21 protein-coding genes are annotated in these 22234 nt (G+C 31.3%); 9 read left to right on the top strand and 12 right to left on the bottom strand.

Annotated elements, in window-relative coordinates; translation table 11 throughout:
- Positions 1–47 precede the first annotated feature (47 nt).
- The 4 genes from KK2020170_RS04480 (at position 48) to KK2020170_RS04465 (ending at position 6101) form a co-directional block, all read left to right on the top strand.
- The gene (locus KK2020170_RS04480) at positions 48–2459 is read left to right on the top strand and encodes an efflux RND transporter permease subunit (RefSeq protein ID WP_221259615.1); all 2412 of its coding nucleotides are present in this window, start codon (positions 48–50) and stop codon (positions 2457–2459) included.
- Positions 2460–2490: 31 nt separating this feature from the next.
- Positions 2491–3936 carry an asparagine--tRNA ligase gene (gene asnS, locus KK2020170_RS04475; protein WP_221259614.1) on the top strand — a complete coding sequence of 482 codons (1446 nt, stop codon included), beginning with the start codon at positions 2491–2493 and terminating at the stop codon, positions 3934–3936.
- 81 nt (positions 3937–4017) lie between these two features.
- Positions 4018–5481, top strand: coding sequence for an RNA polymerase factor sigma-54 (gene rpoN, locus KK2020170_RS04470; protein WP_221259613.1), 1464 nt, complete (start codon positions 4018–4020; stop codon positions 5479–5481).
- A gap of 5 nt (positions 5482–5486) precedes the next feature.
- A complete protein-coding gene (locus KK2020170_RS04465; protein ID WP_221259612.1) occupies positions 5487–6101 on the top strand; it encodes a hypothetical protein in 615 nt (204 codons plus the stop codon).
- Here the strand turns inward: KK2020170_RS04465 and KK2020170_RS04460 are convergent.
- The 8 genes from KK2020170_RS04460 to KK2020170_RS04425 form a co-directional block, all read right to left on the bottom strand.
- A complete protein-coding gene (locus tag KK2020170_RS04460) occupies positions 6089–6754 on the bottom strand; it encodes a porin family protein (protein WP_221259611.1) in 666 nt (221 codons plus the stop codon). The two genes, KK2020170_RS04465 and KK2020170_RS04460, sit on opposite strands and share 13 nt — an antisense overlap.
- Positions 6755–6828: 74 nt before the next feature.
- Positions 6829–7302, bottom strand: coding sequence for an ExbD/TolR family protein (locus KK2020170_RS04455; protein ID WP_221259610.1), 474 nt, complete (start codon positions 7300–7302; stop codon positions 6829–6831).
- Positions 7303–7319: 17 nt separating this feature from the next.
- Positions 7320–7931: an ExbD/TolR family protein gene (locus KK2020170_RS04450; RefSeq protein WP_221259609.1), complete on the bottom strand. Its 612-nt coding sequence runs from the start codon at positions 7929–7931 to the stop codon at positions 7320–7322.
- 2 nt (positions 7932–7933) lie between these two features.
- Positions 7934–8353, bottom strand: a complete 420-nt coding sequence (locus KK2020170_RS04445) for a hypothetical protein (protein ID WP_221259608.1) — start codon at positions 8351–8353, stop codon at positions 7934–7936.
- A gap of 22 nt (positions 8354–8375) precedes the next feature.
- Entirely contained in the window at positions 8376–9185 is an 810-nt protein-coding gene (locus tag KK2020170_RS04440; protein WP_221259607.1) for a MotA/TolQ/ExbB proton channel family protein, read from the bottom strand.
- Between the two features lie 118 nt (positions 9186–9303).
- The gene (locus tag KK2020170_RS04435; RefSeq protein ID WP_221259606.1) at positions 9304–10335 is read right to left on the bottom strand and encodes an asparaginase; all 1032 of its coding nucleotides are present in this window, start codon (positions 10333–10335) and stop codon (positions 9304–9306) included.
- The gene (locus KK2020170_RS04430) at positions 10325–11461 is read right to left on the bottom strand and encodes a 1-acyl-sn-glycerol-3-phosphate acyltransferase (RefSeq protein ID WP_221259605.1); all 1137 of its coding nucleotides are present in this window, start codon (positions 11459–11461) and stop codon (positions 10325–10327) included. The genes KK2020170_RS04435 and KK2020170_RS04430 overlap by 11 nt, the downstream gene beginning before the upstream one ends.
- A 58-nt stretch (positions 11462–11519) precedes the next feature.
- Positions 11520–12290, bottom strand: coding sequence for a TatD family hydrolase (locus KK2020170_RS04425; RefSeq protein ID WP_221259604.1), 771 nt, complete (start codon positions 12288–12290; stop codon positions 11520–11522).
- Positions 12291–12353: 63 nt separating this feature from the next.
- On the opposite strand from KK2020170_RS04425, the gene KK2020170_RS04420 reads away from it, so the two are divergent.
- Complete coding sequence (locus tag KK2020170_RS04420; RefSeq protein WP_221259603.1) at positions 12354–12791, top strand: retropepsin-like aspartic protease; 438 nt, start codon at positions 12354–12356, stop codon at positions 12789–12791.
- A gap of 89 nt (positions 12792–12880) precedes the next feature.
- On the opposite strand, the gene odhB is transcribed toward KK2020170_RS04420, so the two are convergent.
- Entirely contained in the window at positions 12881–14095 is a 1215-nt protein-coding gene (gene odhB / locus KK2020170_RS04415; RefSeq protein ID WP_221259602.1) for a 2-oxoglutarate dehydrogenase complex dihydrolipoyllysine-residue succinyltransferase, read from the bottom strand.
- A 59-nt stretch (positions 14096–14154) separates the two neighbouring features.
- A complete protein-coding gene (locus tag KK2020170_RS04410) occupies positions 14155–16926 on the bottom strand; it encodes a 2-oxoglutarate dehydrogenase E1 component (protein WP_221259601.1) in 2772 nt (923 codons plus the stop codon).
- 116 nt (positions 16927–17042) lie between these two features.
- Here KK2020170_RS04410 and KK2020170_RS04405 point away from each other — a divergent pair, with 116 nt between their 5' ends.
- On the top strand, positions 17043–17588 hold the full coding sequence (locus KK2020170_RS04405; RefSeq protein ID WP_221259600.1) for a hypothetical protein: 546 nt from the start codon (positions 17043–17045) through the stop codon (positions 17586–17588).
- Here the strand turns inward: KK2020170_RS04405 and KK2020170_RS04400 are convergent.
- Both KK2020170_RS04400 and KK2020170_RS04395 read right to left on the bottom strand, forming a co-directional pair.
- On the bottom strand, positions 17572–17922 hold the full coding sequence (locus tag KK2020170_RS04400; RefSeq protein WP_221259599.1) for a hypothetical protein: 351 nt from the start codon (positions 17920–17922) through the stop codon (positions 17572–17574). The genes KK2020170_RS04405 and KK2020170_RS04400 overlap by 17 nt on opposite strands.
- Positions 17915–18889, bottom strand: coding sequence for a polyprenyl synthetase family protein (locus KK2020170_RS04395; RefSeq protein WP_221259598.1), 975 nt, complete (start codon positions 18887–18889; stop codon positions 17915–17917). Before KK2020170_RS04395 ends, KK2020170_RS04400 begins: the two co-directional genes overlap by 8 nt.
- Positions 18890–19047: 158 nt before the next feature.
- Between KK2020170_RS04395 and KK2020170_RS04390 the strand changes: the two genes are divergently transcribed.
- The 3 genes from KK2020170_RS04390 (at position 19048) to KK2020170_RS04380 (ending at position 22233) form a co-directional block, all read left to right on the top strand.
- A complete protein-coding gene (locus KK2020170_RS04390) occupies positions 19048–19647 on the top strand; it encodes a TetR/AcrR family transcriptional regulator (RefSeq protein ID WP_221259597.1) in 600 nt (199 codons plus the stop codon).
- A 72-nt stretch (positions 19648–19719) separates the two neighbouring features.
- A complete protein-coding gene (locus KK2020170_RS04385) occupies positions 19720–21060 on the top strand; it encodes a TolC family protein (protein ID WP_221259596.1) in 1341 nt (446 codons plus the stop codon).
- A 9-nt stretch (positions 21061–21069) separates the two neighbouring features.
- Positions 21070–22233 (top strand): efflux RND transporter periplasmic adaptor subunit, encoded by a 1164-nt coding sequence (locus KK2020170_RS04380; RefSeq protein WP_221259595.1) that lies wholly within the window; start codon positions 21070–21072, stop codon positions 22231–22233.
- The last annotated feature ends 1 nt before the right edge of the window (position 22234 follow it).

Here is a 22234-nt window from a genome sequence, read left to right as displayed (position 1 = left end):
GGTATTTAACGAATAATACGTACCTTTGCCGTTCAATTTTTTGGACGATGTTAAAATGGTTAAGCACCAGTTTTTGGGACTATATTGCAAGTAAAATTTTACGCAATAGAATTTCACTGTTAATTCTTATTTCGCTGTTCACAATTTTTATGGGTTCACAGTGGAAAAACATGCGTTTTACTTATACTGAAGCAAATCTTTTACCAGACAACCATGAAGTTAACCAACAATACAAATCTTTTCTCGACAAATTTGGTGAAGAAGGAAATCTAATTGTTGTTGGATTTAAAGACAGTACTTTTTTCAATCCAAAAAATTTAACGCTTTGGGAAAATTTTATTTCAGAAATAAAAAAAGACAAAGCTGTTGATTTTACAATTTCAATAGAAGATTTAAGAGTTTTAGAAAAAGATACTACTCATCAAAAATTCAAATTAGTCCCTTTTATCAACAATGATAAAATTTCTGAAACCTATTTAAAAACTAAAGAAAACGAACTTTTTAACGAGCTACCTTTTTATGAAGGAGTTTTATTCAATAAAGAATCTGGTGCTGTCCGATTTGCAATTTACATGAATAAAGAAATTGTAAATACAGCTGCTCGTAAAGATTTTGTTTTAAAATATTTAAGTCAAGAAAAAATTTCAAAACTAGAAAAAGAATTAGGAGTAGATTTAAAAGTTTCTGGTATGCCATATATTAGAACATTAAATTCTCAAAGTATAGTTGATGAAATTGGATTATTTGTTGGAGCAGCCTTAGCAATAACTTCATTATTATTTTTCTTCTTTTTTAGAAGCTTCAGAGCAACACTAATTTCAATGCTAGTTGTTGTAATTGGTGTAATGTGGTCATTTGGTACACTTGGATTTTTAGGATATGAAATAACTGTTTTAACAGCAATTATTCCGCCACTAATTATTGTTATTGGTATTCCAAATTGTATTTTCTTAATTAATAAATACCAACAAGAGTTTAAAAAACATGGTAATAAAGCAAAATCACTTCAAAGAGTAATTTCCAAAGTAGGAAATGCTACTTTAATGACAAATTTAACTACGGCTGCTGGTTTTGGAACTTTTATTTTTACCAAAAGCGAACTGCTTAAAGAATTTGGTATTGTAGCTTTTCTAAATATCATCTTCTTGTTTTTGCTATGTCTATTAGTTATTCCAATTCTCTATAGTTATATGCCATTACCTAAAGACAAACATTTAGCCCATTTAGGTAAAAATTACACTAAAACTTTTATTACTTGGATAGAAAACACCATTCGTAAGCATTCAGTAGCTGTTTTTGCAGTAGCAGTTGGATTATTAGTTTCAGGAATTATTGGCATTTATCAAATCAAAGTTTCAGGGAGTATAATAGAAGACATGCCAAAAAGCACAGGCTTCTATCAAGATATTTTATTTTATGAAAATGAATTCGATGGTGTAATGCCACTTGAAATTATGATAGACACAAAGCGACCAAAAGGCGCTTTAAAATCTGCAACTCTTAAAAGAATAAATGAACTACAAGAAACTATTGAAGAAATTCCTGAACTTTCAAAACCAGTTTCTATTGTTAATTTAGTTAAATACGCAAAGCAATCTTTCTATAACGGAAATCCAGAATACTACGAATTACCAACCAAGCAAGAAGAAGCATTCATTTTGCCCTACATCAAAAATTCGACACAAAAAGGAAACGAAAATATGATGAAAAGTTATGTTGATAGCACTGGCCAATATGCTAGAATTACAACATTTATGCGTGATATTGGCACCGATAAAATGGCTAAAATTGAAGAGCGACTTCAAGAAAAAATAAATAAACTTTTCCCTGAAGAACGTTACACAGTAACTATGACCGGAAAAGCTTATGTTTTTGAAAAAGGAACACATTATTTGGTTCACAATTTAGTTTTATCATTATTATTTGCCATCCTATTAATTTCATTATTAATGGCCTATTTGTTTCGTTCATTCAAAATGATAATAATTTCACTTTTACCAAATATTCTTCCACTAATTATGACAGCTGGATTAATGGGCTTTTTAGGCGTTCCTATTAAACCTTCAACAATATTAGTGTTTAGTATTGCCTTTGGTATTTCTGTAGATGACACAATTCACTTTTTAGCTAAATATCGACAAGAATTAAAAGCTAACAATTGGAGAATTAAACGTTCGGTTTATGCAACGGTAAAAGAAGCAGGAATTAGTATGTTTTATACATCAGTTGTATTATTTTTTGGATTTTCGGTATTTACCTTATCTAGTTTTGGTGGAACCGTAGCCTTAGGAAGTTTAGTAGCAACGACGTTATTATTTGCCATGCTTTCTAATTTAATATTACTACCTGCATTATTGTTATCGCTTGAAAAATCAGTAGCAACAGCAGAAGAATTCCCAGAACCAAGTTTCGATATTTTAGCAGAAGATAACGAAGAAGATATTTCTGAAATACAATAAATTTTATATTTGCATTAAATTTTAATTTAAAATGAAACATATCAAAATAATTGATCTTTTAAACAATACAAAAACATTACAAGAAGTTACAGCAAAAGGTTGGGTTAGGACTTTTAGAAACAACCAATTTATTGCTCTAAACGATGGTTCTACCATCCATAACATTCAATGTGTTGTTGATTTTGAAAATACACCTGAAGATACTTTAAAAAGAATTACAACTGGTGCTGCTGTTTGCGTTTCTGGAACTTTAATGGAAAGTCAAGGAAAAGGACAATCTGTTGAGATTCAAGTTAAAAAAATTGAAATTTTAGGTGATAGTGATGCTGAAAAATATCCAATACAACCTAAAAAACATTCCTTAGAATTTTTACGAGAAAATGCACATTTAAGAATTAGAACAAATGCTTTTGGTGCAATTATGCGTGTTCGTTCAACACTTTCTTTTGCCGTTCATCAATACTTCCAAGAAAGAGGCTTTTATTACGTAAACACACCTATTATTACAGGATCTGATGCTGAAGGCGCTGGGGAAATGTTTAAGGTAACTGCTTTACCTTTCGACGGAACGCCAAGAACAGAAGAAGGAAAAGTAAATTACAAAGAAGATTTCTTTGGAAAAGAAACTAACCTTACAGTTTCCGGTCAATTAGAAGCGGAAACCTATGCTATGGCTTTGGGTCAGGTTTATACTTTCGGACCAACATTTAGAGCGGAGAATTCAAATACATCACGTCACTTAGCTGAGTTTTGGATGATTGAACCAGAAGTTGCTTTTAATGACTTAGATGCCAATATGGATTTAGCAGAGGATTTCATTAAATACGTAATCAAATATACAGTTGATAAATGTGGTGACGATTTAAAATTCTTGGAACAGCGCTTATTAGAAGAGGAAAAACAAAAGCCTCAAGCCGAAAGAAGTGAAATGTCACTTTTAGAGAAATTAAACTTTGTTTTAGATAATAATTTCAAACGTGTTTCTTATACGGAAGCCATCGATATTTTAAGAAATTCAACACCTAATAAGAAAAAGAAATTTAATTATTTAATTGAAGAATGGGGTGCCGATTTACAAAGTGAGCATGAACGTTTCTTAGTTGAAAAACACTTTAAATGTCCGGTAATTTTATTTGATTATCCTGCAAACATTAAAGCATTCTACATGCGTTTAAATGAAAACACAGAACCTGGAAAAGAAACTGTACGTGCAATGGACATTTTATTTCCTGGAATTGGAGAAATTGTTGGGGGATCACAAAGAGAAGAACGTTTAGATGTTTTAGTTGAAAAAATGAAAGCATTAAATATTCCTGAAGAAGAAATGTGGTGGTATTTAGATACGCGTCGTTTCGGTTCAGCAGTTCATTCAGGATTTGGTTTAGGATTTGAACGTTTAGTTCTTTTCGTAACTGGAATGACTAATATTCGTGACGTAATTCCTTTCCCAAGAACACCACAAAACGCAGAATTTTAATCAAAAATTTAGCATAATTAAGTTTAGTTGTTTAACTTTATGTAGTAAAACAGCTAAACTTTTTTTAATTATAATCAGTTTATGTTAAAACAAAATCTACAATTAAAACTTTCTCAAAAATTATCGCCTCAACAAATACAGTTGATGAAGTTAATTCAATTGCCCACACAAGCATTTGAACAACGTTTACAAGAAGAAATGGTTGAAAATCCAGCTCTAGAAAGCGGTAAAGAAGATAATGTAGACTTCGATGAGTATGCTGACAACTCAAATGATGATTTCGACGATTACGATAACGAACATATAGACACTGATGACATCAATATTGATGAATATTTAAGTAACGACGAAACTCCCGATTACAAATACCAAACAAATAATTACAGTGATGATGATGATGACAAAAGTATGCCATTTGTTGCTGGCGTTACCTTTCATCAAGACTTACTAAATCAACTTAACACTTTTGTTTTAGACGATACAGAAAGAGACGTAGCTGAATTTATCGTTGGTAGTATAGATGACACTGGTTATATCCGTAGAACGATACAAGATATGGTAGACGACATGGCATTTACTCAAGGTATTTATACTGATGAAAATACGGTTGAACGAATTCTAAAACATGTTGTTCAAGAATTAGAACCTGCTGGAGTAGCTGCTAGAGATTTACAAGAATGTTTGCTTTTACAATTGAAGCATAAAACTCCAACTGATTCTATTGAATTGGCCATTTCTATCATAGACGATCAGTTTGATGCTTTTACTAAAAAACATTACGAAAAATTATTGCAAAAATTTGACATCACGAAAGAACAATTACGAAAAGCAATAGAGGAAATTGAAAAATTAAATCCGAAGCCTGGAAGTAGTTTTAGTGGTAATCAAAAGCCAATCGAACATGTAGTTCCTGACTTTACAATCCGAATTGTTGAAGGGGAATTAGATTTGATATTGAATGGAAGAAATGCTCCAGAATTACATGTTTCTAAAGATTATCAAGAAATGCTTCAGAGCTATAAAGATTCTTCTGACAAATCGGCTCAAAAAGATGCTGTGCAATTCATCAAACAAAAGTTAGATTCTGCAAAATGGTTCATCGATGCTATTAAGCAACGCCAGGAGACTCTTTTTGTTACAATGAATGCCATTATGCATTATCAAGAAGAATATTTCTTAGATGGTGATGAAACAAAGTTAAAACCAATGATTTTGAAAGATATTGCTGATATGGTAGGCCTTGATATTTCAACGGTTTCGCGTGTTGCTAATAGCAAATATGTTGACACACCTTATGGCACAAAATTAATTAAGGATTTCTTTAGTGAAGCCATGAAAAACACTGAAGGAGAAGATGTTTCTACAATAGAGATTAAAAAAATACTTCAAAATGTAATTGAAGAGGAAGACAAAAGAAAACCTTTACCTGATGATAAATTAGCTGAAATATTAAAAGATAAAGGCTATCCAATTGCCAGAAGAACAGTTGCAAAATATCGCGAACAATTAGATATTCCAGTAGCGAGATTACGTAAGAAAATTTAATCGAAATGAAGATAAAACAATTCTTACCAATATTCTCCTATATATTTCATCCTATATTTATATCATTATACGGAACATTATTTTATTTTTTAATGATTCCGCATTACAATTCTGAAAACATGGTTTATTTAACGCTAATTCAAGTTAGCATTTTAACCTTGTTTTTACCTTTAGCTTTATACTTCTTATTGGTTTCGATAGGACAAATATCTTCTTTTACCGAAGCTTCAATTAAAGAAAGAAGATTTCCAGTTTTCATTCAGGCTGTATTATTATTCAGTTTGATTTCGATAAATAAATTTCAATTCACACCTGATTTACTTTCTTTTTTTGTAGGAGGATTTATTAGTGCTGTTTTGGCATTTGTTTCAATTTTATTCAAATACAAATCGAGCTTACACATGATTGGAATAAGTTCTTTAGCAACTTTTATTTACCTTATGTCGCTAAAGTATGAATTACCTTTTATAAATATCGTTGCGTTTAGTTTTGTTTGTGTAGGACTAGTTGCTTCTTCTAGATTGTATATGAAGTCGCATACTGTAAATGAATTATTAATTGGATCAATTATAGGATTTATATCACAATATGGATTGTTTTATTACTTTTATAATATGTAAAACATAAAACCTAGATTAAAATTTCTCATTTCTGATCCATCTTTAAATATTGGATTTAATCCGTAATATACATATGGATTCCAAGTGTTAAATCCAAATGACAAATAGGCTCCATATTGCCATCTGTTAATATCATCTAAAATTTTACTCTTTTCACTACCAGCACTTGTCTCCACTTTAATAGTTGCATCAAAAACATACGTAGCTTTAAAGCCTGCATATATTCGCCAAAACTTATGACTTGTAGGTGTTGCGTTACGCCATCGCAATTCTAAAGGAAAATCAACTCCATGTGAAACAATTCTTGTTTGAATATTTTCCGAAACATTCAAACCATCAAAAAGTGCATCTGAATTCACAAATTGCTTTATATTATTATACGAATAACCAACGCCAGGAGCAATTGCCCAATTTCTATCTTTTGAAATAGGAAAATCTCTTAAAAACCCAGCTGTAAATCCTTGAGAAAATCCAAATTGCTTGAAACCACTCGGCCTATTTTGCACTAAATTATAGCTAACAGAAACATAAAATTGATCTTCTCTAAAAAGAGAATCAACAACTTTATATTCAGTAGTTTCTTTTGTTTCTTGAGCGAATAGATATTGACAGAAACAATTAATAATAAATAGAAAGAAAAGTAACTTATTCAACTTAATATTTTTTATAAAAGTAATAAAAAAAGGGGTACGTTTTTACGTACCCCTTTATATTTAAGACAAAAAGATTAATCTATAGGATTACCCTGAGTTGTTGTATAGTTAACTTTCAATTGGTCAACTTTACGTAACTCTTGTTTTATATCTTGAACAAGACCCATTTTAACATCTTTGTCAATTTTTAACGAAGCTGTTAAATATTTCTCATCTTCAGAATTGCGTGTTGCTCTTTCATTAATAACAAAGCTTCTAATTTCAGAGACACTAGCAATTTTATCAGCCAACTGAAGTCTATCAGTTTGACCCAATGTTGAACGGTAACGCTCACTTGGTTTCCCAGCATAAATATACATTACATATTGCTTCTTATGTAATTTTGCTGTTTGATCTGCTTTTGGTAATTTATTTTCAATCATCAAATCGCTATCTTTCATTGTTGTAGCGGTCATGAAAAAGAACAAAAGCATGAATACAATATCAGGTAATGATGCTGTTGAAATACCCGGAGTACCGGCTGTTTTTTTCTTTTTAAACTTAGACATGTTTCTAAAATTTAATATTAAAAGTTCTTTTTCGGTTCAGCTTCAGAAAGACGCATAGGAAACATCTCTTGAATTTTTTTAACCTTAGGTTCAAGTTCTTCAACTAAACCTTCCGTTGCTTTAGATGCTGGATCATTGAAAACATATTCCATTTCTCTGTAAGACACCCCATATCTTTTTTTACTTTCTCTATCTCTCAAGATGTAGTAAGCAGCTACTAATTCATTTTGAACAGCTATGTATGTTTCATAACTCGTTTGACCATCATTCATTAGTGAAATAACTGCCTCATCTGGATTATCAGAAGCATTTGGGTTTTTCTTACCTTGGCAATATGTACAAGTACCGTCACCATTATTTTCTAAGAAATCCATCGCCGTTTGACGTAAATCTTTCATGTCAACTAATTGTTCATTCACAAGTAATTGATTGTCTTTATTTACTAATACACGTAATATATTACGCTCATTAATTGGCGGCGCTGGTGGATTCTCTTCGTAACGAGGCAAAAGACGATTTATCCCTTGATCTACTCCAATAGTAGTAGTAACCAAGAAGAAAATCAATAGCAAGAAAGCAATATCTGCCATTGAACCGGCATTTACCTCAGGTGCTTCTCTTTTAGCCATAATTATCGTTTAATTAATTTATTAAATCCAGTCCAAACCATTGCTCCGATAGCTGCTAAAGCTAAAATGTAAAATACATTAAGACCTGCACTAACCCATTTTGATGTAGAACCAGATACAACTTCTCCGTTTGCTTTAACATCAGAACCATCTGCTAAGATGTAAGAGATTAACACAACTCCAAGGAACAATCCAATTGAAATTAATGTTCTTTTTAAATTTTCTGTATTTGAAAATAAATTTTTCAATACAAATGCTAATACTAATACTACACAAGCCGCCAAAATAAAGTACGAAATGTAGATTAGTGGTGAAATCCAACTATTATCTTTTGGCTCATCGCTACTTCCCATTAAAAGTCCTAAAAAAACAACACTTAAAACAGAAACGATAATAGCTGCTATTTTTACTAATTTGTGCATAACAGTTTATCTTTTTGGTTTATTATTTTTTGCTATAATCAGATAACATATCAACCAAGCTGATTGACGCATCTTCCATATCATTTACGATTGAATCGATTTTTGCAATGATATAGTTGTAGAAAATCTGTAAAATAATAGCAACAATAAGACCAAATACCGTTGTTAATAACGCTACTTTAATACCACCCGCCACTAATGAAGGCTCCATTGAACCAGCAGACTGGATTTGGTCAAACGCTTCAATCATACCAATTACCGTACCCATGAATCCTAACATCGGAGCAAGAGCGATAAATAATGAAATCCAAGAAACGTTTTTCTCTAATTGTCCCATTTGAACACCACCGTAAGCAACGATAGATTTTTCAGCAGAATCTAAACCGTGTGAATAACGATCTAAACCTTGATAGAAAATAGAAGCTACTGGACCAGCTGTATTACGAGCTACTTCTTTAGCTGCCTCAACTCCACCAGAGTTTAATGCATCTTCTACATCTCCGATTAATTTTTTAGAATTAGTTGTAGAAAGGTTTAAATAAATAATTCTTTCGATAGCAATTGCTAAACCTAAAATTAAACAGATTAATACAATTCCCATGAAAGCAGGACCACCTTCAATAAAACGTTGTTTCATTTTTTGAGTAAATGAAGCTTCTTCAGTTACTGCATCATCAGTTGCCTCAACAGCAGCAGGAGTTTCTTCTGCTACAGTTTCTTCAACAACTTGCTCAGTTGCAGCTGCAGTAGAATCTACAGTTTCTTCTTGAGCTTGAACGTTTCCGAAAGTCATAAGCCCTGTAATTGCTAAAATAGAAAATAATCTTTTCATCGCTTTTGTTCTTAAAATTTAATTAGTTAATTGGGTTAAAAATATAAAATTAATATATTATTTCAAGGACGCTAAATAACGTAAAATTTCTCACCTATGAAAATTTTAAACAGTTTTTTTAATGCATTTCGCCACGTAAAGAGGTTTCAAATATGGTTTTAAAAACATTTGGAGCAACTTTTTGACCTAATAAGTACATTAATTTTGTTATAGCTGCCTCAGTAGTAATATCATAACCAGAAATAACACCTATTTTCTTTAACAATGTACTGGTTTCATATTTTCCCATTGCTACTTCACCTCCACTACATTGCGTTACATTAATAACGTGAATATTTTGTTTTATTGCCTTTCTTAATTCATTTATAAACCAATCTTCAGAAGGTGCGTTTCCTGATCCATAAGTCTCTAAAACAATTCCTTTTAAATTTGGGATATTAACTATAGCCTCTAAAGTTTGCTGGGTAATCCCGGGAAACAATTTCAAAATCACTACATTCTCGTTAAAAGCTGTATTAACTTTCAGTCCTTTATTACCTTTTTTTCGAAATAAAATATCTTTATTCACCTTTAAATGCACTCCCGATTCAGCTAATTCAGAAAAATTAGGTGATGTAAACGCATTAAAATGTTCAGCACTAATTTTTGTCGTTCTGTTTCCTCTATATAATTTATACTCGAAATACAAACCTACTTCTTGAATTACAGGTTTTCCTCTTTCGCGAAGTGATGCAATTTGAATAGCTGTTATTAAATTCTCCTTAGCATCGGTTCGTAAATCTCCAATTGGTAATTGAGAACCTGTAAAAATTACAGGTTTTGAAAGATTTTCTAACATAAAACTTAATGCAGATGCACTATATGACATCGTATCGGAACCGTGAAGAACAACAAAACCATCAAACGAATTGTAATTTTCTTCAATTAAATGCGCCATTGCTTGCCAATGTTCTACATTCATATTTGAAGAATCTATCGGACTTTTAAATGAAACGGTATCGATTTCACAATCCAAAAGTTTTAATTCAGGGATATTTTTAAGCAATTTTTTAAAATCGAAAGCTTTTAGCGCACCAGACTCACTATCCTTAACCATTCCTATGGTTCCGCCTGTATAAATGAGTAGTATTTTTGGTTTACTATTTTGCATTAGCATATTTAAGTTTATTTACTACCGGATTTGCATACATTGCTAAAAAACCTTGTCGCATAGTTTCGTTATCAGCGTCAATCCTCAATTCTAATCTACGTTCAAATAATTGTTTTTCTTTTTCAGAATATTCATTTGAAAATTCATTAGAATTATTCAAAATATCAAAAGCAATATAGTTTGTTGGCCACAATTTATAGGAATGTAAAATTGAATTATCAATAACTTGAGCTAGGGATTGAATTTGCTTGTTAGTAATATTAGTTTCATTTTTGATGTCTTCAATTTCATTTTCTAAAATATCGCCAACATGAATATGAATTCGTTTTTTTTGGCCAATAATTCCGCTAATTAAATTTACAAAATCTTCATTTTTCTCTTTTTTGTAAACTTCATCTTTAGCTTGTGCTAGTAATTGAGGCATCTTTAATGCATCTGTTGGATCGTATTCATACGAAATTGAAACTGGAACAACTCGCAACTTCTTGAAATAATCCATACAATTATTCTCATCAGAAGCCATTGCAATCATTTTCAAAACACCTTGATGCGTAGCATCATTACCGTCTTTTGTTCTTCCTTCTTTTTGAGCTACCCAAACCGAACGGTTTTCTTTAGAAAGTAATCGGTATATATATTCTGAAACTAACTTAGAACTTTGCAATAATTCTCTTGGAGAAAGTCCGCGTTGAATTAAAAAATTACGATTCAACTTTGATAATTTCAGCAAAAAGTCTTTTTGTACCAAATTATCACCAATCGCAGAAGCTGTCATCACTAAACCATTATCATGAAGTGACACATTTAACAAGGATGTATCTAAAATAATATCTCGGTGATTTGAAATAAATAAATATGAAGTATTTGGTTCCAATTTTTCAAACCCAGAAGTTGTTAATCCTTCCGAACTTTTTTCTAAAACTCTTTGTATTGATTGATATACAAAATTGATTTGAAAATCGCGAATAGAATGGGTATGCTTTAATTGCTTTTGCCATTCATCTTCTGGCAAATCAGGAAAAGTGAAATGCATCATAGCTTTCATCATAGGATGATTGAGTGAAGAAACAATGGCTTCATTCACTTCTGAATCATAAAACGGGCGAATTGCATCAAACTTTGACATACCTATAATTGATTTCACAAAAGAACAAAAAAATTAACAATCTGTCGTAAAATCTTCGTTAAATTCCGAAAATGGCTTTAGAGTTTCCCGTAGTTACTTTGGCTATTTCTTCCACTGAAATCTGATAAATCTCGGCTAATTTTTGAGCAACCAATAATGTATAACTACTTTCATTTCGTTTTCCACGATATGGAACAGGTGCTAAATAAGGTGAATCGGTTTCTAAAACAATATGCTTTAAATCGATTTGATTTAAAAACTGGTCTATTTTCCCATTTTTAAAAGTTGCAACTCCGCCTATTCCTAATTTCATACCTAAAGAAATGGCTTTTTTTGCTTGTTCAAAATCACCGGTAAAACAATGGAAAATTCCATATAGTTTTTCATCGTATTCACTTTCTAAAACTTCAAAAACTTCATCAAAAGCATCTCGACAATGAATATTAATTGCCAACCCCAATTGTTTGGCCCATTGAATTTGTTTTTTAAAAGCTAATTTCTGAATTTCTAAAGTGGTTTTGTCCCAATATAAATCTATTCCGATTTCACCAACAGCATAATATTTTCTTGAAAATAATTCTTTTTCCACATGCGCTAATTCAGCTTCAAATGTTTCTAGTTTTACATAACAAGGATGCAAACCCATCATCAAAAAAACATTTTCTGTATATTGCTTTTCTAAATCGAACATTTTTTCAGTATACGAAGAATCAATGGACGGAATAAAAAAACGAGAAACTCCAGCATTAATCGCTCGTTGTATCATTTCGTTTCTATCTTCACTAAATTCTTCAGAATACAAATGGGTATGTGTATCGGTAAGTATCATTAGTTTATTTTAAAGTCGCAAAGTTACAAAGTTTGATTAAGAAATTTAATTTACATTTGAAACATGGAAGATTTACAGGACTTTTTACAAAAGAAAAAATATAAAAAAGTAAAATTTAAAGTTTTAAAAACCCAACATCTTTTAATTACTGCAAAAATTAATGGTGTTAAAGGGAAATTTATTTTAGATACTGGCGCAAGTAATAGTTGTGTTGGATTAGAAGGTATTGAAAAATTTCAACTTTTTTCTGAGATATCTGAAACTAAAGCGGCTGGTGCAGGAGCAACTGGAATGGAAACGCAACTTTCGAAAGATAATTTACTACAATTAAGTCGATGGAAATTTAACAACCTCAACCTCATAATTTTTGACATGTTCCATGTGAATTTAGCTTTAGAACAATATAAAATGAAACCTGTTGATGGAATTATTGGTGCTGATGTTTTATTACAAGGAAAAGGAATTATTGATTATTACAATCATTATTTGTATTTGAAGTAAACAAAAAATCCCAAATTCAATGAATTTGGGATTTTTTATATTTAGATGCTTAACTTCTCGACTCCACTAGAAGTGACTGCATTTTTAGATTATAATTCTAAAGCTTTTTTAGGATTGTTGTCCATTAAAATTTCAACTGGATTTTCTAATGCTTCTTTAACTGCCACTAAGAATCCAACAGACTCACGACCGTCAATAATTCTGTGATCATAAGATAAAGCTACATACATAACCGGAGCAATTACAATTTGTCCGTTTTTAACAATAGCTCTCTCAACTACATTGTGCATCCCTAAAATTCCTGATTGTGGAGGATTAATAATTGGTGTTGATAACATACTTCCGAAAACACCACCATTAGAAATTGTGAATGTACCACCAGTCATTTCATCAACAGTAATTTGTCCGTCACGAGCACGTAAAGCTAAACGTTTGATTTCAGCTTCTACACCACGGAATGATAATAATTCTGCATTTCTCATTACAGGCACCATTAATCCTTTAGGACCAGAAACCGCTACTGAAATATCACAGAAATCATAAGATATTTTCTCTTGACCATCGATCATTGAGTTAACATCTGGGTATAATTGTAATGCTCTTGTTACTGCTTTTGTAAAAAATGACATGAATCCTAAGCCAACACCATGTTTGTTTTTGAAATCTTCTTTGTACTCTTCACGTAAAGCATAGATTGCACTCATATCAACTTCGTTGAACGTAGTTAACATTGCCGTTTCGTTTTTAGCTGCTACTAAACGCTCTGCTACTTTACGACGCAACATAGATAATTTTGTTCTTTCTGATCCACGAGGTCCTCCTGTTGGTGTCCCCATAGAAGGTACCGCATTAACAGCATCTTCTTTAGTTACTCTTCCGTCTTTACCTGTTCCAACGATATCTGAAGGTTGGATATTTTTCTCCGCTAAAATTTTCTTAGCTGCTGGAGAAGCTGAACCACTTGCGTATGTTTGTGTTGCTGCTGGTGCTGCTTTTGGTTCTTCTTTTTTAGGTGCCTCTTCTTTCTTTACTTCTTTTGCTGGAGCTGCCCCATCTTCTGGTTTAGCTGCACTTGTATCGATTAAACAAACTACTTGTCCCACTGCTACAGCATCACCTTCTTCTGCTTTTAGTGTTATAATCCCACTTGCTTCTGCTGGTAATTCTAAAGTAGCTTTATCAGAATCTACTTCAGCAATTGCTTGATCTTTTTCAACATAATCTCCATCTTGAACTAACCAAGTTGCAATTTCAACTTCGGTAATTGACTCTCCCGGTGAAGGGACTTTCATTTCTAATATCATAACTCTGAGTTGTTTAAATTTTTGTCTCTATTATGAGAAAACGTATTTTTTATACTAAATTAATTAAATAAATCTTTATCAAAAACCATTGCGATAGCATTTGCATGACGTTTTTTAGAACGCTCATAACTTCCTGCTGCTGGTGCACTATATGCTTTAGGTGAAGCTAAACGTAATTTCACTAAATCGAAATTCATTAACATAAAGCTATATGCTCCCATATTCTTTGGTTCTTCTTGAGCCCACACATAATCATTTGCATTAGGGTAACTCTCAATAATTGTCTGAATTTGTTCGGTAGCCAATGGAAACAATTGTTCTAAACGCACAACAGCCACATCGTTTCTTCCTAGTTCTTCTCGCTTCGCAATAATATCGTAATAGAATTTTCCTGTACAGAAAACTAATGTTTTGATTTTCTTTTTGTCTTTTACATTTGGATCGTCAATTACTTCTTGGAAATGGCCATTTGCAAATTCTTCTTTTGTTGAAACCGCTAATGGATGACGTAACAAACTCTTAGGAGAAAACACAATTAATGGTTTTCTAAACTTCGTTTTCATTTGTCTTCTCATCAAGTGGAAGAAATTTGCTGGAGTAGTACAATCAGCCACATACATATTGTGTTTTGCACATAATTGTAAATAACGTTCCATACGCGCTGAAGAATGCTCTGCTCCTTGGTTTTCATAACCATGAGGCAACAACATTACTAAACCATTTTGGTTATTCCATTTGTCTTCACCCGCAGAAATGTATTGATCAATCATGATTTGAGCTCCGTTTGAAAAATCTCCAAATTGTGCTTCCCAAATAGTTAATGTTTTAGGCGATGCTAAAGCATAACCATATTCAAAACCTACTACACCATATTCTGATAAGTGAGAATTATAAATATAAAAGTTTCCTTTTTTATCTTTTATGTCGTTTAAACGAATTACTTCTTCTTCAGAATCTTCAACCTTAACTACTGCATGACGGTGTGAAAACGTTCCACGTTCAACATCTTGACCTGACATACGTACATCGTAACCTTCTGTTAATAATGAACCGTATGCTAATAATTCACCCATTGCCCAGTCTAATTGATTTCTTTCGAAATACATATCTTTTCTGTCAGCAATAAGACGTGAAATTTTATTGATGAATTTTTTATCCGAAGGTAGTTCAGTTATTACTGAAGCTATATTATCTAATTTTTTCTGATCAAAAGTCGTGTCAAATCTTTGTAACATTACATCATCAGAAACTTGTTCAAAGCCTTCCCATTCATTTTGCATAAATGGTGTAATTACAGTTAAATCTTTCTCTCGAGATTTTTCTAAGTTTTCATCAAGCTTAGCTTTGTAAGCATCTTCTAAACCTTTTACATAACCTGCATCGATAATATTCTCAGCAACTAACTTAGCTACATAAATATCTCTAGGGTTTTTATGTTTTGAAATTGCTTTATATAGTTTTGGTTGCGTAAAACGAGGTTCATCACCTTCGTTGTGACCGTACTTTCTGTATCCTAATAAATCAATAAATACATCACCACCAAATTCCATTCTGTAATCCAAAGCAAATAACATGGCATGTACTACTGCTTCTGCATCATCAGCATTAACGTGTAAAACTGGTGATAAAGTTACTTTAGCAATATCTGTACAATATGTAGATGAACGAGCATCTAAATAATTAGTTGTAAAACCAACTTGATTGTTAATTACCAAGTGAATTGTTCCTCCCGTTTTATAAGCATCAAGCTTAGCCATTTGTATGATTTCATATACAATTCCTTGACCAGCCACTGCAGCATCTCCATGAACGGCAATTGGTAAAACTTTTGAAAAATCATCAGGATGATTTCTATCCTGTTTTGCTCTAGCAATACCTTCAATTACTGCACCTACAGTTTCTAAGTGTGATGGATTAGGCGCTAAATTTAAATTAATTTTTCTGCCTGAATCAGTTAATCTATCAGATGTTAATCCTAAGTGATACTTAACATCCCCATCAAAATTCATGTCTTCGTCATAATCTTTTCCATCGAACTCTGAGAATATATTTTGAGTGTTTTTACCAAAAATATTTGCTAAAACATTTAAACGTCCACGGTGAGCCATTCCCATTACAAATTGTTCTACACCTTTTTCTGCAGCTTTTTCAATTAAAGCATCTAAAGCAGGAATTGCAGACTCACACCCTTCTAAAGAAAATCGTTTTTGTCCAACATATTTTGTATGCAAGAATGTTTCAAAAGAAACGGCTTCATTTAATTTTCTTAAAATGTGTTTCTTTTCATCAGCATTAAATTTTGGCTGATTATCATTGATATCTAATCTATTCTTAATCCAGTCTTGAACTTTAGGATCGCGAATATACATGAACTCAACACCAATTGATTGACAATAAACACTTTCTAAATGTTTAATAATTTCTGCCAATGTACTTGGCTTCATATTTACCATTTTAGCAGCATCAAAAACCGTATCTAAATCAGATTGTGATAAACCAAAATTTTCTAAGGCTAATGTTGGAGTATATGTTCTTCTATCACGAACTGGATTTGTTTTTGTAAACAAGTGTCCTCTAGTTCTATAACCTTCAATTAATTTAAGAACATTAAACTCTTTTTGAAGCTTTTCTGTTGCTCCTGAATGAGATACATTACCATCAACAATCATTTGGCCAACTTCATCGCCATTGTAATGTGTTTGTGCAAAGTCAAATCCTTGAAAAAAACTTCTCCAGCTTGGTTCAACACTGTCTGGATTTTGTAGATATTGTTCGTATAAATCGGCAAAAAAAGCCGTATGTGCAGCGTTTAAAAAGGAAAACCTATCCATAGTTGTGTCTAAATGACAAATTTGGTTAAAAAAATATTATGCAAAAGTAAAACATTTGTAATAATCTTCTAAAGAAATTTGTATTTTTATGCTATTAATTTTTCATAAAGGGTTTCATGCAAAAGAATTTCGCAATCAATTTAACATTCTTCCTAGTTTTTGTATTTTTTATTAGCACAAATAATTCAGTTTTTTCTCAAAATCTAAATGAACATAACACAAAATCTAATTTTTGGAATAATGTTCAATTTGGTGGTGGAGTTGGTTTAGGATTTGGAAGTGGTTACACAAATATTATGGTTGCACCTAGTGGAATTTACAATTTTAATGAATATGTATCTGCTGGATTAGGCTTACAATACTCTTTTGTTGAAGATAAAGAATATTATCAATCAAATATTTATGGAGGGAGTATTATTGGTTTATTTAATCCAATCAGAGAAATTCAATTATCAGCTGAATTAGAACAACTTCGTGTGAATACAGATTTTGAAACTACAAACGGAACTATAACTGATAATTTTTGGAATACTGCACTATTCTTAGGTGCTGGATATAGAACAAATAATATTACCTTAGGCCTAAGATACAATGTTTTACACAAAGACAACAGAGGCGTTTACGTTGATGCACTAATGCCCTTTGTTAGAATTTATTTCTAAACCATACCTTTTGCCATTCTCTTTTTAAAATTAAAAAAGTAACTTGCTCAGATAATTCTACTAAATCATCTCCTTTTAAGCTTTTTACTTCATTTTCGGGAACATCTATTATGTATAATAAATTCAAATATTCAGCAAACTTGTGTTGAATTAAAAAATAGATTTTTTCTTGAACGCGATTTTTAAAATCAAAAGGAAAAATACTCGTGGGAACATCTAAAATTTCATTTGCTAATCCAAAATCTTTATTCGTTTGTTCAATTAATTTAAAATATAAATTTTCTTCTTCCGCTTGCGAAATTAAAACATCAATATTAGCAGGTGGATTATACATTACGATTCATTAATTTTTCTCCAAAAATTCTTAATACTTCTTTTTTAGAATCTTCTACATCAAGTTTATTTAATGTTTCGAATGCCTTTTGAGTAAATTCCTTAATTGCATTTTGAGTTTCTTGTGCAGATTTTGTTTCAACAAAAATTTGTTTTACCGATTCTATTTTATCAGTATTATCTGTAGGTTGAATTGAAAACAAATGCAACAATTGTTCTTTTTGTTCATTGTTTCCAAATTCAAGAGCTTTTAAATATAAATATGTTTTTTTATTTTCAATAATGTCGCCACCAACCTGTTTTCCAAATGTTTTTGGGTCTCCAAAAGCATCTAAATAATCATCTTGTAATTGAAAAGCCACTCCTAAATTTAATCCGAAATCATAAATTAAATCCGCATTGTTTTCTGAAGTTTCAGCAACAAATGCTCCCATTTTCATTGCAGCTCCAACTAAAACTGCCGTTTTATATTCAATCATTTTCAAATATTCAGGAATCGTAACATCGTCACGTGTCTCAAAATCGACATCATACTGTTGGCCTTCGCAAACTTCAAGAGCAGTTTTACTAAATAATTTTGCTAATTTTTGAAAAATTTGTGGCTCGTAATTCTCAAAATATTGATACGCTAAAATTAACATAGCGTCCCCAGATAGAATTCCGGTGTTTAAATCCCATTTTTCATGAACGGTTTCTTTACCTCTTCTCAAAGGTGCCTCGTCCATTATATCATCATGAATCAAAGAAAAATTATGAAAAACCTCAACAGCTGTTGCCGCGTTTAAAGCTTTTGAATAATCAGAATTAAAAATTTCAGCAGCCATTAAAGTTAAAACAGGTCGCATCCTTTTACCTCCTAAACTCAATATATATTCTATTGGCTGGTATAAACCTTTAGGTTCTTTATTGATTTCAATCTTACTAAAATGTTGGGCTACTATTTCTTGATATTCTGATAAGGAATGCATTTTTTGAAATTTTAAAAAGACAAATTACGCTAAAAAAACTATCAAATGATAGCTTTTTACTATGAAAATCTCTCTAATGTTAAAAAATTGTAAAAACTTTGGAAACTTTTTTTGTATTAAAAGTTTCCGTTATATTTTTGTGGTCAAATTCAGATTATATGAAAGAGCAAATTTTAGAGAAGGCTACCGAAATGTTCCTTACACTTGGTTTTAAAAGTGTAACTATGGATGACATTGCGGCTGAATTAGGAATTTCGAAGAAAACTATCTATCAACATTATGCTACAAAACCAGAATTGGTTAAAAGTGTAACCTTACATCTTTTTGATACTATTTCATGTGGAATCGATCAAATTTGTGCAGTTGGTAAAAATCCAATTGAAGAGCTTTTTACGATTAAAAATTTTGTTTTAGAACATTTAAAAAACGAAGCCGCTTCCCCTTTTTATCAGTTGAATAAGTACTACCCAAAAATTTACTTAACGCTAAAAAAGAAGCAATTTGGCAAAATGAGTGAATGTGTTTTAGAAAACCTAAAAAGAGGAATTGAAGATGGATTATTTCGAAAAGAAATAAACCCTGAGATTGTTGGCAGATTTTACTTTGCTGGGATGAATAGTTTAAAAGACGAAGAACTTTTTCCAAGAAATCAATTCAACACAATTGAAACACAAGAACATTATTTAGAGTATCATTTAAGAGGAATTTGCACCTCTAAAGGAATAAAAATAGTAGAAAATTTAATAAACAATAACTAATCAATAAATGAAATGCCAATTAGATAATAATAGGCATAACATCTGACCTTTAAAACAAACAAATAATTACAGATGAAATCAATCAAATTAATAGTTGCATTTTTACTCTCAAGTTTATTGTATGCTCAAGAAAATGAAGGTAAATATGCATTCACTTTAGAAGAAGCGATTACACATGCGCTAGAAAACAACTATCAAGCTATAAATGCTTCACGCGGAGTTGATGCCGCTAAAAAAAGAAAATGGGAAACAACTACAATTGGTTTGCCACAAATAAATGCTAATGTAAATTATCAAAACAATTTTGTTTTACAAAAATCTGTTGTTCCTGCGGAATTTTTTGGTGGTAATCCTGGAGAATTTCAAGAAGTTGAATTTGGAACTAAGCATAATATGACGGCGAATGCCACTTTAAGTCAGTTAATTTTTGATGGTTCTTATTTAGTTGGCTTACAATCAGCAAAAGTTTATTTACAAATTTCTGAAAATGCTAAAGAAAAAACAGATATTGAAATTCGTGAAGTAGTAACCAATGCCTATGGAAATGTTTTATTAGCAAACGAAAGCGTTAAGGTATTAGAAAGTAACAAAAAAATATTAGATCAAACATTGTTTGAAACTCAGGAAACATTCAAAAACGGACTTATTGAAGAGGAAAATGTTGAACAACTTCAAATTACATTAAGTCAAATTAATAGTTCGCTTTCTAATGCTAAAAGACGTTCAGAAATTGCTCTAAATATGCTAAAATTGGTATTAGGAATTGATATCGAATACGAATTAACTTTGAAAGATAACTTAGATGAATTAGCTAATAAAAATATAGACTTAGCTACCCTAAGTTCAGAATTTAATGTACAAGAGAATATTGATTATAAAATAAGTCTTAACACACAAGAATCAAATAGACTGTTGTTAAAATTAGAAAAAAGTAAGGCTTTACCAAATCTAGCAGCTAATTTAAACTTTGGTTACAACTCTTTTAGTAATGAATTTAGTTTTTTAGAAAATGATCAAAAATGGTTCAACTACTCTAATTTAGGGGTTGCGTTAAACATCCCTGTTTTTAGCAGTTTAGGCAGAAGTGCAAGAACTCAACAAGCTAAAATTGCTTATGAACAATCTAAGACACAATTAAAAGAAACTGAGCAACAACTTTTACTTGAATACCAAACAGCAAGAAACGATTATGAATTTAGTATTGAACAGTACCAAGTTTCTAAAGACAATCTATTACTTGCAGAAAGAATTGAACGCAAGCAAGGTGTAAAATTTAAAGAAGGTATTTCAAGTAGTTTTGAATATACAGAAGCACAACGCCAGTTGTATGCTACTCAACAAACTTATTTACAATCTATGATTGATGTGATTAACAAAAAAACAGCTTTAGATAAAATTATAAACAAAAAATAACCAATACAAATGAAAAATATATTTACCAGTTTACTTATAGGATTCGTTATTGTTTCGTGTGGAGGAGACAAAAAGAATTCAACAACTTCTGTAATTGAAAAAGGCGATTTGAAACAACTTCGTGAAAAAAGGGCAGAATTAGTTACACAAGCGGATGCTTTATCAAAAGAAATTGAATTAATTGACAATGCGATAGGGAAATTAGACGACAATCATAAATTAGCTCTAATTAGTACGTTTACTGCTAAAGACACAATATTTAATCACTATTTAGAACTTCAAGCAGATGTTCAAACAAAAGAAAACATAGTATTAAATGCAGAGTTTGGTGGAACATTACAACAAGTATATGTAACCGAGGGACAAAAAGTTGCTAAAGGTCAAACATTAGCTAAAATTGATGATGGTGGATTAAGTCAACAATTAGCGCAATTAGAAATTCAAGCTAATTTGGCAAAAACTACATTTGAGCGTCAACAAAATTTATGGAATCAAAAAATTGGTTCTGAAATTCAATATTTGCAAGCTAAATCTAACTATGAAGCACAGACTAAAGCAGTTTCCCAAATGAAAAGTCAATTAGCTAAAACTATTGTTAGAGCTCCATTTTCGGGAACAATTGACAATGTAATTACTGAAAAAGGATCAACGGTTGCTCCTGGAACTCCAATAGTTCGAATTGTGAACTTAGGAAATATGTATTTAGAAGCAGAAGTACCTGAAAAATATACAAAATCGATTACAAAAGGCTCTGATGTAATTGTTGAGTTTCCTATTCTTGGTGAAAGTCTTGAAAGCAAAATTACACAAGCAAGCAGCTACATTAATCCAGGAAACCGTTCATTTAATATTCAAATTCAAGTGCCAAATAAAAACGGACAAATTAAGCCTAATTTAACGGCTAAAATTAAAATTAAAGATTACACAAATCCAAAGGTAACAACTGTTCCTCTTAGTATTATTTCAGAAAATGCTGAAGGAGAGCAATACTTATATGTTGTAGAAAATATTTCTAAAGACAATCTTGCAACAGCTAAAAAAGTAATCGTTAAAACAGGAAAATCTCAAGGAAATTTTGTTGAAATTTTAGAAGGAATTAAAGATGGAGACCAAATTGTAAAAGAAGGAGCAAGAAGTGTTAAAGATGGTCAAAAAGTTTCTATCATTAAATAAA

Source organism: Flavobacterium okayamense (genome assembly GCF_019702945.1).
Lineage (GTDB): Bacteria > Bacteroidota > Bacteroidia > Flavobacteriales > Flavobacteriaceae > Flavobacterium > Flavobacterium okayamense.
The sequence above is the reverse complement of the archived record's forward strand: the minus strand, read 5'-3'. Positions and strand labels throughout refer to the sequence as shown.

Excerpts from the sequence above, each read along its gene's own strand:
- KK2020170_RS04480 (WP_221259615.1), top strand. The coding sequence starts at position 48 with ATGTTAAAATGGTTAAGCACCAGTTTTTGGGACTATATTGCAAGTAAA.
- asnS (WP_221259614.1), top strand. The coding sequence starts at position 2,491 with ATGAAACATATCAAAATAATTGATCTTTTAAACAATACAAAAACATTA.
- rpoN (WP_221259613.1), top strand. The coding sequence starts at position 4,018 with ATGTTAAAACAAAATCTACAATTAAAACTTTCTCAAAAATTATCGCCT.
- KK2020170_RS04465 (WP_221259612.1), top strand. The coding sequence starts at position 5,487 with ATGAAGATAAAACAATTCTTACCAATATTCTCCTATATATTTCATCCT.
- KK2020170_RS04455 (WP_221259610.1), bottom strand. The coding sequence starts at position 7,302 with ATGTCTAAGTTTAAAAAGAAAAAAACAGCCGGTACTCCGGGTATTTCA.
- KK2020170_RS04450 (WP_221259609.1), bottom strand. The coding sequence starts at position 7,931 with ATGGCTAAAAGAGAAGCACCTGAGGTAAATGCCGGTTCAATGGCAGAT.
- KK2020170_RS04445 (WP_221259608.1), bottom strand. The coding sequence starts at position 8,353 with ATGCACAAATTAGTAAAAATAGCAGCTATTATCGTTTCTGTTTTAAGT.
- KK2020170_RS04440 (WP_221259607.1), bottom strand. The coding sequence starts at position 9,185 with ATGAAAAGATTATTTTCTATTTTAGCAATTACAGGGCTTATGACTTTC.
- KK2020170_RS04435 (WP_221259606.1), bottom strand. The coding sequence starts at position 10,335 with ATGCAAAATAGTAAACCAAAAATACTACTCATTTATACAGGCGGAACC.
- KK2020170_RS04430 (WP_221259605.1), bottom strand. The coding sequence starts at position 11,461 with ATGTCAAAGTTTGATGCAATTCGCCCGTTTTATGATTCAGAAGTGAAT.
- KK2020170_RS04425 (WP_221259604.1), bottom strand. The coding sequence starts at position 12,290 with ATGATACTTACCGATACACATACCCATTTGTATTCTGAAGAATTTAGT.
- KK2020170_RS04420 (WP_221259603.1), top strand. The coding sequence starts at position 12,354 with ATGGAAGATTTACAGGACTTTTTACAAAAGAAAAAATATAAAAAAGTA.
- odhB (WP_221259602.1), bottom strand. The coding sequence starts at position 14,095 with ATGATATTAGAAATGAAAGTCCCTTCACCGGGAGAGTCAATTACCGAA.
- KK2020170_RS04410 (WP_221259601.1), bottom strand. The coding sequence starts at position 16,926 with ATGGATAGGTTTTCCTTTTTAAACGCTGCACATACGGCTTTTTTTGCC.
- KK2020170_RS04405 (WP_221259600.1), top strand. The coding sequence starts at position 17,043 with ATGCAAAAGAATTTCGCAATCAATTTAACATTCTTCCTAGTTTTTGTA.
- KK2020170_RS04400 (WP_221259599.1), bottom strand. The coding sequence starts at position 17,922 with ATGTATAATCCACCTGCTAATATTGATGTTTTAATTTCGCAAGCGGAA.
- KK2020170_RS04395 (WP_221259598.1), bottom strand. The coding sequence starts at position 18,889 with ATGCATTCCTTATCAGAATATCAAGAAATAGTAGCCCAACATTTTAGT.
- KK2020170_RS04390 (WP_221259597.1), top strand. The coding sequence starts at position 19,048 with ATGAAAGAGCAAATTTTAGAGAAGGCTACCGAAATGTTCCTTACACTT.
- KK2020170_RS04385 (WP_221259596.1), top strand. The coding sequence starts at position 19,720 with ATGAAATCAATCAAATTAATAGTTGCATTTTTACTCTCAAGTTTATTG.
- KK2020170_RS04380 (WP_221259595.1), top strand. The coding sequence starts at position 21,070 with ATGAAAAATATATTTACCAGTTTACTTATAGGATTCGTTATTGTTTCG.